The sequence below is a fragment of the Pseudomonas sp. WS 5412 genome, assembly GCF_012985615.1.
In the GTDB taxonomy this organism is placed as follows: Bacteria; Pseudomonadota; Gammaproteobacteria; order Pseudomonadales; family Pseudomonadaceae; genus Aquipseudomonas; species Aquipseudomonas shahriarae.
The window spans coordinates 202,796-215,704 of sequence record NZ_JAARMB010000004.1 but is presented as its reverse complement, the minus strand read 5'-3'; the positions used below and the strand labels follow the sequence as shown (position 1 = coordinate 215,704).

Here is a 12,909-nt window from a genome sequence, read left to right as displayed (position 1 = left end):
CGGGCAAGCCCGCTCCCACAGTTGAATGTATTCATACATCAAAATGTGGGGGCGGGCTTGCCGGTGACGAACGATAACGCGGTCTGTGGCCTTACTTCAGGGTCACAGTGCCTTTCATCATCGCGATGTGGCCTGGGAACGAGCAGAAGAACATGTACTTGCCGTCAGCCTTGAGCTTGGACACATCGAAGGTCACCGAGTCGGTCTCGCCAGCGCCGATGATCTTGGTATGGGCGATGATGCGGGTGTCGTCTTTTTTCAGGTAGTTGTTGTCGATACCGGCGGCCATGCCCTCGGTTGCAACCGGCTGCATATCAGCCTCAGTGGTCAGCACCCAGTTATGGCCCATGACGTTCTTCGGCAGGTTGCCCGAGTGCTTCAGCTCAACGGTGAACGTCTTGCAGCTCTTGTCGATTTCAATGGCCTTGGTGTCGAAGGACATTTGGTCGGTGGAGTCGACAGTGACCTTGCACTCTGCAGCGAGCAACTGACCGCTGGCCAGAGTCAGCAGGGAAACAGCAACGATTTTGGCGAACATGTGAATCTCCAAGGCAGGGTTTAAAAAACGCATATGCGACAAGGGTGCCTGAGGCAGGCAGATGTACCAATGATCTGAATCAACAGATTGTATACAACTTTAGGCTATCAGACTGATCGACAGAATCAACCAGCCAAAGTGCCGCACGCTGCCTATGATCGGCTCATCTTTCCTTCCTGGAGTCCGAGCCATGCACCTCAATAGCCTGTTATGCAGCCTGCTTGCCGCTTACGCCTGTGGCGCCAGCGGTACTTACGAAACGGTTAATGTCGACTAACGTTTAGTCAGCAGAGACGATTCTGAAACCCGATTACCCCTTGGAGCCCGTTTAAAGGCAGAATACCCGCCGCTCAACCTCACCTTCGACCCCAGAGGATCGCCCATGGCAAAACCTAATTACTCCTTCGCCAAACGTCAGAGAGACTTGGCCAAGGAACAGAAGAAAGAGGAAAAGCTGCAACGTAAGAAAGCTGCGGCCGACGAAGAAGCAGGCGCACTGAACCCGGATGCTGAAGGGGAAGTGATTGCTGACGAAACTGAAACCCCGAAAGACCCGGCACCCGAGGCCTGAACCCCCGCCTCAATGAATGCCTGACCTGTGGCGAGCAGGCTTGCCCGCGTTGGGGCGCGAAGTGGTCCCAGAACTGGGACGGCTACGCAGTCCAGCGGGAGCAAGCGCCCTCGCCACAGCACACGCTCGCCACAGCGGCCTGCTCTCCACGGGAGCATTGGCCACACCGCATCGGTTATTCCAGCGGCATCACCGTCACCCGAACTTCCGGGTCATGGCTGCCCCCTCCCAGAATCACCCCGCGCAACGGCGAGACATCGGAAAAATCCCGGCCCCAGGCCAGGGTGATGTGCTCCAGTGCCGGCTGCACATTGTTCGTCGGATCAAAATCCACCCAGCCCGACAACGGGCAAAACACCGACACCCACGCGTGCGACGCATCAGCGCCGATCAGCCGTGGCTGGCCGGGCGGTGGCTGGGTCAGCAGGTAGCCACTGATGTAACGCGCCGCCAGGCCCCGTGAGCGCAGGCAGGCAAGCATCAGGTGGGCAAAGTCCTGGCACACCCCCCGTCGACGCTCCAGCACCTCCACCAGCGGCGTGGCGACCTGGGTGGCTTCGGCATCGAAGGTAAACTCGCTGAAAATCTTCTCCATCAACGCCTGCACGCCCAGCAACAGCGGCCGGCCAGCCGGAAAGCAGCTCTCGGAAAAATCGACGAAGTTTTTCTTCAAATGCACGTAGGGCGATTCGAAACGATAGCGGCACGCCTCGATCGCCTCTGCCGACAACGGCTGGCCACTGTAGGTCAGGCGGTTGCGGGTCTGGTCCCAGGGCGGTGACTGGTTGAAATCCAGCACAGGCCGGGCCAAAACCTCCACGGTCAGGCCGGCGTTGACTAGCAATTCATCATGGGGCCGCTCGAACGCCAGCCGGGTGATCGGGTTGCCGAACACATCCAGCTCATCACGGCGCGCCGTCGGCTCGGGGCTGATCTCCAATTGCCGTGAAGTGCAGCGCTGCCACGCACACGGGCGCGGCCATAAGTGCGCCAGTTGCTGGGCCAGGGACACCGGGCTGTCGTAGTGATAATGGGTATCGTGGAAAATCTGATAGCGCGCGCTCATTACACAGACACCGTTTGCTGGCTGACATCATCCACATGGGCAAAATGGCGCAGGGCCAGGCGATCAGAGACTTGCCCGCTTTCATCGGCGACCGCCTGCAACAGGTCCGCCAGGCCGTCGAGGGCCGCGCGCACGCTGGCGTCACCAAACAACGGGTTCTCCAGGCAACCCAGGTCAAAGCGCGACAGGCGCTCCACCAGCGGCGCCAGCCCGGTCTCCCGAGGCACGCCGAAGTCATCGTTGAGGCGACGCAGGGTGCGACTCACCAGCTTGAGCTGGAACACCACCGCGTGGGGGTTCTGTTCATCCAGCAGCAACAGGTCCAGCACCGGAATCAATTGCGGCACTGCCAGGTAACGCGAGCGGTAGGTGATGCTGCTGTTGCCCAACTCCAGCAACCACTCCAGCCCGGCCTGGTCGAACACCGCCACGCCGCGCAGGAAGGCCGCGAGGCTGCTGCTGAGAAACTGCAGGCGCTCGATGCGCCGGCCCATCATCAAAAAGCGCCAGCCTTCGTCGCGGGTCATGTCGTCGAGGGCAAAGCCGGACAAGGCCGCCAGCGACATCACCAGGCGATTGAGAAAATCCAGCAGCTCGCCAAAATCCGGCGTCTCGCGCTCCAGCTCCAAGGCTTCGCGCTGCAACTCCACCAGAGCCTGCCAGTTCTCCCGGGACAGCTTGCCGCGCACCTGGGACGCCGCCCACTGCAAGCGCTGCAAGTTGGCGCGCAGGCTCGACGGCCAGTCATCACCGAGCAGGGCCTGCAGCAGGCGCTCGGGCAACTCGCCCTCCTCCGGCAGCAGGCGCAGGCTCTCACCGAGTTCTACGGCGGCCTGCAGGGCCAGCGGGTCGTCACCATCGACATAGCGCGCGAGCACCACACGCAGCCAGCGTGCACTGTTATCGCAGCGCTCGCAGTAACGGCCGAACCAGAACAGGTTTTCCACCACCCGCGAAGGCAGGTAGGGGTCGCGACGCACCAGGTCATGGGTGCCAATCACCCGCTGCGCACGCCATTGCTCGCCACCGGGGGCCCGCTCGCCCAGCACCCAGGTGTCCTTGCTCGCCCCGCCGCGTTGCATCGACACCACTTCGGCGTCCGCGTGGGCTGCCACGCGGGTCAGGCCGCCCGGCAGCACCCGGTAGCCATCCTCACCGGCCACCGCGTACACGCGCATGCCGATGGCGCGATGTTGCAGATGATCATCCACGGTGTGCCAGACCGGCGCCTGGGACAGCTGCGCCAGCTCCTGGGCCACGTAGGCGTATGGGCGCGCCTGCATGCGTTCGGCCAGGGCCTGGCGTTGTTCGTTGTTCAAGTCGCGGCCAAACACCGGGGCAAAACTTTGCGAAGGGAACGCCGGTTTGATCAGTAACTCCGGCAGTTTTTCCAGGGCTTCGGCCAGTACCGGGGCCTCGCCGCACCACCAGGTGGCGATGGACGGCAGGATCAGTTCTTCACCAAACAGAAATTGATTGATCTTCGGCAGGAAACCCAACAGTCCAGGGGACTCCAGCACGCCGGCGCCCAGGGCATTGGCCACCAGCACATTGCCCTGGCGTACCGCATCCAGCAGGCCGGGCACGCCCAGGGCCGAGTCGGTGCGCAGTTCCAGGGGGTCGCAGAAATCATCGTCCAGGCGGCGCATGATCGCGTGCACGCGGCGCAGGCCGCTGAGGGTCTTGAGGTACACCGTGCTGTCGCGCACGGTCAGGTCGCCGCCTTCTACCAAGGGGTAGCCAAGCTGGCGGGCCAGGTACAGGTGTTCGAAATAGCTTTCATTGAAGCGCCCCGGGGTCAGCAGCACGATCAGCGGCGGCTGGTCATCACCGGGCGCCTGGCGGGCCAGGGTTTCCTGCAGGGTACGGAAGAACCCGGTGAGGTGCTGCACCTGCAAGTCGCGATACAAATCCGGGAATGCACGGGAGACGATGGTGCGGTTTTCCAGGGCATAACCGGCGCCGGAGGGCGCCTGGGTGCGGTCTGCCGTGACCCACCAGCGGCCATCCGGGGTGCGCGCCAGGTCCACCGCGTACAGGTGCAGGAACACCCCATCGGGCGGCTGGATGCCCTGGCACGGCCAGAGGAAGTTGTTATGCCCGAACACCAGTTCTGCCGGCAGCAAGCCTTCGGCAATCAGGCGTTGCGGGCCATACAGGTCGGCCAGCACCGCATTGAGCAACCGCGCACGCTGGGCAATGCCTGCCGACAAGTACGCCCACTCATCCGCCGCCAATACGTGGGGCAGCAGGTCCAGCTCCCATGGGCGGTCGGCGCCCTTGGGGTCGGCATAGACGTTGTAGGTCACGCCGTTTTCCTGGATCTGCCGCGTCAGCAACGCCTGGCGCTGGGCCAGTTGCGCCGGGGTGCTGCGCTGCAGGTGGTCGAGCAGGCGCTGCCAATGGGCGCGCACCGCGCCGCTGCCATCCAGCAGTTCGTGATAGGTGCCCGCAGTCAGCGGGTAACGGTCGAGCAAGTCGGACATGGAACGCTCGGCAGGGGCAAGGGAAGCCAGATTAACCTAACAAACACTGCAAATCCTCTGTGGAAACTGGCCGTGTGGGGAAGCGGGCTTGCTCGCGATAGCAGTGCGTCAGCCAATGCATGTCCTGGCTGATACTCGGTCATCGCGGGCAAGCCCGCTCCCACATAAGCCCGCGCCTACAGGTGGGGTTGTGTTTAGTCATTTTTATTGGGGAACCGCCGCAGATCCAGGGTCATTGGCAGTTCATCGTTGATCACCATCGCCGGCACCGGCAATTTGCCCGGGCTGTGACCCAGGCGGAAAAACCGCGCCATGCGCCGGCTTTCCGCTTCGTTGGCATTCACCGGCAAGCTGTCGTAATTGCGCCCACCCGGATGGGCCACGTGGTATTGGCAGCCGCCCAGGGAGCGTTGCATCCAGGTATCCAGCAAATCGAACACCAGCGGTGCATGCACTGCGATGGTCGGCTGCAGGCAATTGGCCGGTTGCCAGGCGCGATAACGCACGCCCGCGACGAATTCCCCCACCCGGCCGGTGGCGTGCAGTGGCACCGCCACCCCGTTGCAGGTCAGCACATAGCGCTGCGGCGCCAGGCCGCTGAGTTTTACCTGCAAGCGCTCCAGGGATGAATCCACGTAGCGCACCGTACCGCCCGCCGCGCCCTCTTCGCCCAGCACATGCCAGGGCTCCAGGGCCTGGCGCAGTTCCAACTCGATACCGCTGACGGCATAGTCGCCGACCTTGGGAAAACGGAATTCCAGGTGTGCCGCGAACCACTCGGCGCGCAGTGGATAACCGGCGGCGTTGAGCTCGACGATCACGTCGGCAAAGTCCTGCTCGATAAAGTGCGGCAGCAGGAAGCGGTCGTGTAGCTCCGTGCCCCAGCGCGCCAGCTTCGGCGGCGCGTAGGGCTCACGCCAGAAGCGCGCCACCAGGGCGCGCAGCAGCAACTGTTGGGTCAGGCTCATGCGTGCATGGGGCGGCATCTCAAAGGCGCGCAGCTCCAGCAGGCCCAGGCGCCCGGTAGCACCGTCCGGCGAGTAGAGCTTGTCGATGCAGAATTCGGCGCGGTGGGTATTGCCGGTGACGTCGATCAGCAAGTTGCGCAGCAAGCGGTCCACCCGCCACGGCGGGCATTCCTCGCCTGGCGCGGGCATCTGCGCAAAGGCGATTTCCAGTTCGTACAACGCGTCATTGCGCGCCTCATCCACCCGTGGCGCCTGGGAGGTCGGGCCGATAAACAGCCCGGAAAACAGGTACGACAACGACGGATGGTTATGCCAGTAACTGATCAGGCTGCGCAGCAGGTCCGGGCGGCGCAGGAACGGCGAATCCTTGGGCGTGGCCCCACCCAGCACAAAGTGGTTGCCACCGCCGGTGCCGGTGTGGCGCCCGTCGATCATGAACTTTTCGGTGGTCAGGCGGGTTTGCCGGGCCTCTTCATAGAGGAACTCGGTGCGCTCCACCAGTTCGTCCCAGGTGGCGGACGGCTGCACGTTGACCTCGATCACGCCAGGGTCTGGCGTCACGCGGAAGTTGCTCAGACGCGGGTCGCTCGGCGGCTCGTAGCCTTCCAGCAATACCGGGCAATGCAGTTCCTGGGCGGTGGCCTCGATGGCGGTCACCAACTCCAGGTAATCCTCGACCCGCTCCAGGGGCGGCATAAACAGGTAGAGCCGCCCTCCCCGCGCTTCGGCGCACAAGGCAGTGCGGGTCAGCCAGTCGGCAGACTCGTCGACCTTGGGCACACGCTCGTCGCTGGGGGCCGGCTCGCCCGGGGCTGACGCGCTGATGGCCAGCGCCGGCAGATCTTGATTGGGATCGGTGGGGTGCACAAAGGGGTAATCTGCCGCCGTCACCCAGGGCTGCGAAGCCAGGGGCAAGCGATAGCCCAGCGGCGAATCACCCGGCACCAGCCGGCAATGGGTGTCGCGCAGGTACCAGCGGCCGCTCTGCCAGCGATCATTGGCTGCGGTGCGCGCCAGGGGCAGCACATGACCGATGACTTTATCCAGGCCCTGGCTGAACACCTTGCGCAGGCGTTCGCGCTCCAGCTCATCCTCCAGGCGCGAATCCTGGGCGCTGACGTTCTGTGGCAAGGCACCTTCGCGCCACAGGTAGTAAAAATTGTCCTCGAAGGCTGGGAATACAAAGCGCGCAGGGAGCTTCAGGCGCTCGGCAATGCTCGCCAGGAAGCGCCCGGCCATGACCTCATCCGCGCCGTAGTCTTGCTGCTCGTCGGCGATCAGCGCGTCGTTGTGCCAGACCGGCACACCGTCCCGACGCCAATGACAATTGAGCGACCAACGCGGCAATTGCTCACCGGGGTACCACTTGCCCTGGCCGAAGTGCACCAGGCCCTTGGGCGCGTAGTGCTTGCGCATGCGCTGGAACAGCTCGGCGGACAGTCGGCGCTTGTCCGGGCCCAGGGCAGCGGTGTTCCACTCGGCACCGTCGGGGTCGTCGATGGACACAAAGGTCGGTTCGCCGCCCATGGTCAGGCGCACATCGTCCTTGAGCAGATCGCTATCAATCTGCCGGCCCAGGGCCTGGATCGCCAGCCATTGTTCTTCGGTGTAGGGCTTGGTCACCCGAGGGGCTTCCCAAATGCGCTCCACCGACATTTCGTGGGTGAACTCACACTCGCACGGCTCCACCAGCCCACTGATCGGGGCGGCAGACGATGGATCGGGACTACAGGCCAATGGGATATGCCCTTCACCGGCGAATAGACCGGAGGTGGCATCCAGGCCGATCCAGCCGGCGCCGGGCAAATACACCTCGCACCAGGCGTGCAAGTCGGTGAAGTCCACCTCGGTGCCGGAGGGCCCGTCGAGGGCTTTGACGTCGGCGGTCAACTGGATCAGGTAACCGGAGACAAACCGCGCCGCCAAACCCAGATTGCGCAGCAGCTGCACCAGCAGCCAGGCCGAGTCGCGGCACGAGCCGGAGGCGTTTTCGAGGGTGAATTCCGGGGTTTGCACGCCCGGTTCCATACGGATCAGGTAGCCGATATCCGCCGCCAGGCGCTGGTTGAGGCCGACCAGGAAATCCACGGCCGGCAGCGGCGTGCGGTCAATACCGGCCAGGTACGCAGCAAACTTCGGCGTCAGCGGCAGAGTTTCCAGATACGGCGCCAGCTCGCGCTGCTCGTCGGCGGCGTAGCTGAAGGGGATTTTTTCGGCGTAGGGCTCAAGGAAAAAGTCGAACGGATTGAACACCGCCATCTCGGCGACCAAGTCGACCTCGATACGCAGCTCATCGGTCTTTTCCGGAAACACTAGGCGCGCCAGGTAATTGCCCTGGGGATCTTGCTGCCAATTGATGAAATGCTGCTCGGGCAGCACCTTCAGCGCGTAGGACAGGATCCGCGTGCGGCTATGGGCCGCCGGTCGCAGACGCACAATCTGTGGGCCAAGCTCCACAGCGCGGTCGTAACGGTAATGCGTAACATGGTGCAACGCGACATGAATCGACACGGCGGCCTCCTGCGAGCCAGAGCATGAACACAAAGCGCGCAAGACTTATGCCAGAGCGGCGGTCATTGCGCTTTATCGAGGGAGCCGATGCAGTACAGCACCAAAACGGCGCGAGAGCGGCCGTCGTGGTGCGAGGGTTGCACATATTTGTGGCGCAAGTGCGGGGCGCAGTGGTGAATCTACCCAATCAGCGCTTTTTGCGCGTTGCGTTGAAACCGGTTATCGAAGGCAACGCCTTCACATGCGACTACTCGATCTAGCGGTTGATTTGACAGACTGCCGAATGCGACGGATTCCAACGAGTTTTGTACGCATCTCTCGTTGAACCTTGCTGTTAAGTGTCAACAATCCAAGGAATGGGAATAACAGCGCCAACCCATAGAGAACTTTATGAGGCTGGTACTGAACCATTGGAACTACAAACACTAGACAGGCGAGGTAGATACCGACCATCACCCACACCCAGGAGGGTCGGCCCCGCAAAATCATAAAGTTGCTATGGACCGTCAACAGAATGAGCAGCGCCCCGACCAACATGATCTTGAGCCCCACTTGAGCCAGCGGCACATCACGAAAATAAGTGACGAACGCCAGCGCAACAGCCAATGCCAACGAAAAATACGCAGCGAATACACCACCCAGAAACGTCAGAAAGTATTGCCTGAAAAAGTCGCGTAGCGTCATTAACTCGTTCATTCGCTTACCCCATCAACGCTTTTTGCGCGCTGCGATTACGGCTTGGCGCAGGTGGCGTATTTCGAGCAGCCGCTGGCGCATTTCGCGATGGCGCTTGCTATTGAGCAGCAGCAACCCCGCCAACGGAAACAGCAGCCCCATTACATACGCTGCCATATGTGGCCGATAGCTATAGGTTGGCAACACGACCAGCAAACATACAACGTAGAAGGCTGCGATAGCCCAAGCCCCCCATTCTCGCCCTCTGATCATGACGAAATGGCTGAACGCCAAGAGCAAGCCCAAGAAAACTGCCGCCAGAAAAGAGTAACGCGCCCGCTCTGGGTCACTGCGAAAAAATGTACTTGATGCCAATGAAATAGCGGCAGAGAGAGAGAAGCAGGCAAGGAAGAACGCGCATATAAACGCTGGAAAATATTGCGCCAAAAAAGCTCTTAATGAACCCGGACGATCCATCACTCAACCTCCTCATAGAGGCCAACTGCAATCGTTCGAATGTTGCCTGATATAGCGCTCCCGGTAAGACCAACGGCAGCCCCGAGGGAGTCTCTGATCTGCGTCACAGTAGCGTGATTGATCTCGCTAGCTGAATAGCGCTTGGCCAGCAGACCGGAGCGCTGGCGCAGTTTCAAGAGTTTATTGCTCAGTCTTGGATCTTTCAGGCTCAGCAACTCTTTGGTGAGCGCCTTGCGTTGCTGGCGGGTCAACCCCTTGGACAACTCGTACCAACTTCTGCCAGTGGTCACCTTTCGAGCCTGCAGCAGCCGAAGAGTGGTCAGAGTAGAGGCGCCGGCACCCAGCAGTGAAGCGGCGTCCAATACCGGCATTGCATAGCGATACCAGTCCTCGCTATCCATATCGTCGTTGGCTGCCGGGTCATTGAGTTCGTTGATAGTTCTCACCCCCCCGACGACACATTGCACAGTACTGGCCGCTGCAGCCGTCGCACCGATACCCGCCACCACCAGGCTCGCGCCACCCGTGAAAGGCACGGCGACTGTACCGCTGAACACAACAATCCAACCGAGGATTGCGCCCGCACAAGACAGGGTCGTATTGACTGCTTCGCCCACCAACCGGGACTCACGCGGGTTGTTAGCCACCTGATTGGCAAACTGCGCCGGCGAAATGTACCTCTGCGCCTCACGCAAAATGATGCGCTTGGGCTTGATGCTGCAGATCGGCTTGAACTCGCGCAGGGTAATGACATTGAAGTCAGCGTCGATATACACCACCCCTGCGCCGACGATGCCGGGGTCGGCGTCGATGGCCGCGAACAGGCGTGGCAGGTTGATCTGGCTTTCGATGCGCTGGCGCGCCATGAACTGGGAGCGGTTGGAGTCCATGCCGATGTTGAGCAAGGGGTTGCTCATGGGGTGTTCTTCCTTGAAATAGGTGGTGTCTGAACTGGCGCCTTCGCGAGCAAGCCCGCTCCCACAGTTGACCGAGTTCCAGCATGAGAATGCGGTCGAATGTGGGAGCGGGCTTGCTCGCGAAGGCGATTCAATGGGCGCCACCTTAACAAACAGGTTTCCCACCCGCTAGAAAGCAAAACGCCAGCACGAGGCTGGCGTTTTGCATTTCAGGCTGCGATCAACGCGGTACGACCGGCTTACGCGCAGGCTTCTTGCCTTTGCCCTTGGCCGCGTCGGTGCGCTCTTTAGCCGCCTGCTTGTTGCGGGCCATGGCCGCGGCCTTGGCTTGTTCGCGCTTGTCCCACGGGTTGCTGCCGTCGCTGCCACGAGGCGGCAGGCCGGTGTGCTGGGTGAGGATCCTGGTGGTGGTTTCCTTGGCGACCTTATGGCTGCCCACCGGCGTCGAGTTCTTGCGACGGGCGCTCTGGTAGCTGTCGGTGGACGGCTGATGCAGCGGAATCAACTGATCCTTGCCCGGCCCGATCAGGTCGGCGCGGCCCATGCGGGTCAGCGCTTCACGCAGCATCGGCCAGCCTTTGGGGTCGTGGTAGCGCAGGAACGCCTTGTGCAGACGGCGCTGTTCTTCGCTCTTGACGATGGTCACCGCGTCGCTCTTGTAGGTGACCTTGCGCAGCGGGTTCTTGCCCGAGTGGTACATCGCGGTGGCGGTGGCCATTGGCGACGGGTAGAACGCCTGCACCTGGTCGGCGCGGAAGCCATTGCCCTTGAGCCACAGGGCCAGGTTCATCATGTCTTCATCGGTGGTGCCGGGGTGGGCGGCGATGAAGTACGGGATCAGGTACTGCTCCTTGCCCGCTTCCTTGGTGTACTTCTCGAACATGCGCTTGAACTTGTCATAGCTGCCAATGCCCGGTTTCATCATCTGGTTGAGCGGACCTTCCTCGGTGTGTTCCGGGGCGATCTTCAGGTAGCCACCGACGTGGTGGGTCACCAGCTCTTTGACATATTCCGGCGACTCCACAGCCAGGTCGTAACGCAGGCCGGAAGCGATCAAAATCTTCTTCACACCCGGCAAGGCACGGGCGCTGCGGTACAGCTGGATCAGCGACGAGTGGTCGGTGTTCAGGTTCGGGCAGATGCCCGGGAACACGCAGGACGGCTTGCGGCACGCGGATTCGATTTCCGGGCTCTTGCAGGCAATGCGGTACATGTTCGCGGTCGGCCCGCCAAGGTCGGAAATCACCCCGGTGAAGCCTGGGACCTTGTCGCGGATCTCTTCGATCTCGCGGATGATCGACTCTTCGGAACGGTTCTGGATGATCCGGCCTTCGTGCTCGGTGATCGAGCAGAAGGTGCAGCCGCCGAAGCAGCCACGCATGATGTTCACCGAGAAGCGGATCATGTCGTAGGCCGGGATTTTTTCCTTGCCGTACACAGGATGCGGGACACGGGCGTAAGGCATGCCAAACACGTAGTCCATTTCTTCGGTGGTCATGGGAATGGGCGGTGGGTTGAACCACACGTCCACTTCACCGTGCTTCTGCACCAGGGCGCGGGCGTTGCCTGGGTTGGTTTCCAGGTGCAACACGCGGTTGGCGTGGGCATACAGCACTGCGTCGCCACGGACCTTTTCCACCGATGGCAGGCGGATCACGGTCTTGTCGCGGGTCATGCGCGGGCTGGCGAGGATCTGTACGACCTTGGCTTCTTCCGGGTCTTCAACCGGGCCCTTTTCCTGCTCGATGGCGCAGGCCTGGGTGTCCTGGGTATTCACGTACGGGTTGATGATCTTGTCGACCTTGCCCGGGCGGTCGATCCGGGTGGAGTCCACTTCGTACCAGCCCGCTGGCGTGTCACGGCGAATGAACGCGGTGCCACGCACGTCGGTGATGTCTTCGATCTTGTGGCCCCACGACAGGCGCTGGGCAACTTCGACAATCGCCCGCTCGGCGTTGCCGTACAACAGGATGTCGGCGGTGGCGTCGATCAGGATCGAGTTGCGCACCCGGTCCTGCCAGTAGTCGTAGTGGGCGATGCGGCGCAGGGAAGCTTCGATGCCACCGAGCACGATCGGCACGTTCTTGTAGGCTTCCTTGCAGCGCTGGCTGTACACCAGGCTCGCACGGTCCGGACGTTTGCCGGCCATGCCGCCAGGGGTGTAGGCGTCGTCGGAGCGGATTTTCTTGTCGGCGGTGTAGCGGTTGATCATCGAGTCCATGTTGCCGGCCGCGACGCCGAAGAACAGGTTCGGCTCGCCGAGCTTCATGAAGTCGTCTTTGGACTGCCAGTTGGGCTGGGCAATGATCCCGACGCGGAAGCCCTGGGACTCCAGCAGCCGGCCAATGATCGCCATGCCGAACGAAGGATGGTCCACGTAGGCATCACCGGTGACGATGATGATGTCGCATGAATCCCAGCCAAGCTGATCCATCTCCTCCCTGCTCATGGGCAGGAATGGCGCTGGACCGAAACATTCGGCCCAGTACTTGGGATAGTCAAATAACGGCTTGGCTGTTTGCATGACGGTGACCGGTGTTGAGATGAAAAATCGCGGGCGCGGAATATAGCACAAAATTTGACCAATTCCGACGGTAATGGTCGGAATTGTGCTGACTCCATCGCGGGCTAGCCCACCCCCACACTTGAATGGTGAATGCTTTCAAATGTGCGGGCGGGCTTGCCTGCGACAGGGCCCTT

The 12,909-nt window shown here is 61.7% G+C and carries 9 protein-coding genes; 1 reads left to right on the top strand and 8 read right to left on the bottom strand.

Annotation, left to right across the window (positions count from 1 at the left end; translation table 11 throughout):
• Positions 1–91 precede the first annotated feature (91 nt).
• Positions 92–538, bottom strand: a complete 447-nt coding sequence (azu, locus tag HBR94_RS07985; RefSeq protein ID WP_057437438.1) for an azurin — start codon at positions 536–538, stop codon at positions 92–94.
• Between the two features lie 382 nt (positions 539–920).
• On the opposite strand from azu, the gene HBR94_RS07980 reads away from it, so the two are divergent.
• Positions 921–1,109, top strand: coding sequence for a hypothetical protein (locus HBR94_RS07980; protein ID WP_057437435.1), 189 nt, complete (start codon positions 921–923; stop codon positions 1,107–1,109).
• A gap of 175 nt (positions 1,110–1,284) precedes the next feature.
• On the opposite strand, the gene HBR94_RS07975 is transcribed toward HBR94_RS07980, so the two are convergent.
• The 7 genes from HBR94_RS07975 to HBR94_RS07945 all read right to left on the bottom strand — a co-directional run bounded on the left by HBR94_RS07975 (position 1,285) and on the right by HBR94_RS07945 (position 12,733).
• The gene (locus HBR94_RS07975) at positions 1,285–2,175 is read right to left on the bottom strand and encodes a transglutaminase family protein (RefSeq protein WP_115127263.1); all 891 of its coding nucleotides are present in this window, start codon (positions 2,173–2,175) and stop codon (positions 1,285–1,287) included.
• Positions 2,175–4,661 (bottom strand): circularly permuted type 2 ATP-grasp protein, encoded by a 2,487-nt coding sequence (locus tag HBR94_RS07970; RefSeq protein WP_170044476.1) that lies wholly within the window; start codon positions 4,659–4,661, stop codon positions 2,175–2,177. Before HBR94_RS07970 ends, HBR94_RS07975 begins: the two co-directional genes overlap by 1 nt.
• A 194-nt stretch (positions 4,662–4,855) precedes the next feature.
• On the bottom strand, positions 4,856–8,140 hold the full coding sequence (locus HBR94_RS07965) for a transglutaminase family protein (protein ID WP_120731413.1): 3,285 nt from the start codon (positions 8,138–8,140) through the stop codon (positions 4,856–4,858).
• A 237-nt stretch (positions 8,141–8,377) separates the two neighbouring features.
• On the bottom strand, positions 8,378–8,836 hold the full coding sequence (locus tag HBR94_RS07960) for a hypothetical protein (RefSeq protein ID WP_057437428.1): 459 nt from the start codon (positions 8,834–8,836) through the stop codon (positions 8,378–8,380).
• 12 nt (positions 8,837–8,848) lie between these two features.
• Positions 8,849–9,292 carry a hypothetical protein gene (locus HBR94_RS07955; RefSeq protein ID WP_170044475.1) on the bottom strand — a complete coding sequence of 148 codons (444 nt, stop codon included), beginning with the start codon at positions 9,290–9,292 and terminating at the stop codon, positions 8,849–8,851.
• Positions 9,292–10,209, bottom strand: a complete 918-nt coding sequence (locus HBR94_RS07950) for an NAD synthetase (RefSeq protein ID WP_169959883.1) — start codon at positions 10,207–10,209, stop codon at positions 9,292–9,294. Before HBR94_RS07950 ends, HBR94_RS07955 begins: the two co-directional genes overlap by 1 nt.
• A 220-nt stretch (positions 10,210–10,429) precedes the next feature.
• Complete coding sequence (locus HBR94_RS07945; protein WP_057958158.1) at positions 10,430–12,733, bottom strand: YgiQ family radical SAM protein; 2,304 nt, start codon at positions 12,731–12,733, stop codon at positions 10,430–10,432.
• Between the last annotated feature and the right edge of the window lie 176 nt (positions 12,734–12,909).

Coding starts and splice junctions, on each gene's coding strand:
- HBR94_RS07970 (WP_170044476.1), bottom strand. CDS start 4,661: ATGTCCGACTTGCTCGACCGTTACCCGCTGACTGCGGGCACCTATCAC.
- HBR94_RS07955 (WP_170044475.1), bottom strand. CDS start 9,292: ATGGATCGTCCGGGTTCATTAAGAGCTTTTTTGGCGCAATATTTTCCA.
- HBR94_RS07975 (WP_115127263.1), bottom strand. CDS start 2,175: ATGAGCGCGCGCTATCAGATTTTCCACGATACCCATTATCACTACGAC.
- HBR94_RS07980 (WP_057437435.1), top strand. CDS start 921: ATGGCAAAACCTAATTACTCCTTCGCCAAACGTCAGAGAGACTTGGCC.
- azu (WP_057437438.1), bottom strand. CDS start 538: ATGTTCGCCAAAATCGTTGCTGTTTCCCTGCTGACTCTGGCCAGCGGT.
- HBR94_RS07945 (WP_057958158.1), bottom strand. CDS start 12,733: ATGCAAACAGCCAAGCCGTTATTTGACTATCCCAAGTACTGGGCCGAA.
- HBR94_RS07950 (WP_169959883.1), bottom strand. CDS start 10,209: ATGAGCAACCCCTTGCTCAACATCGGCATGGACTCCAACCGCTCCCAG.
- HBR94_RS07960 (WP_057437428.1), bottom strand. CDS start 8,836: ATGAACGAGTTAATGACGCTACGCGACTTTTTCAGGCAATACTTTCTG.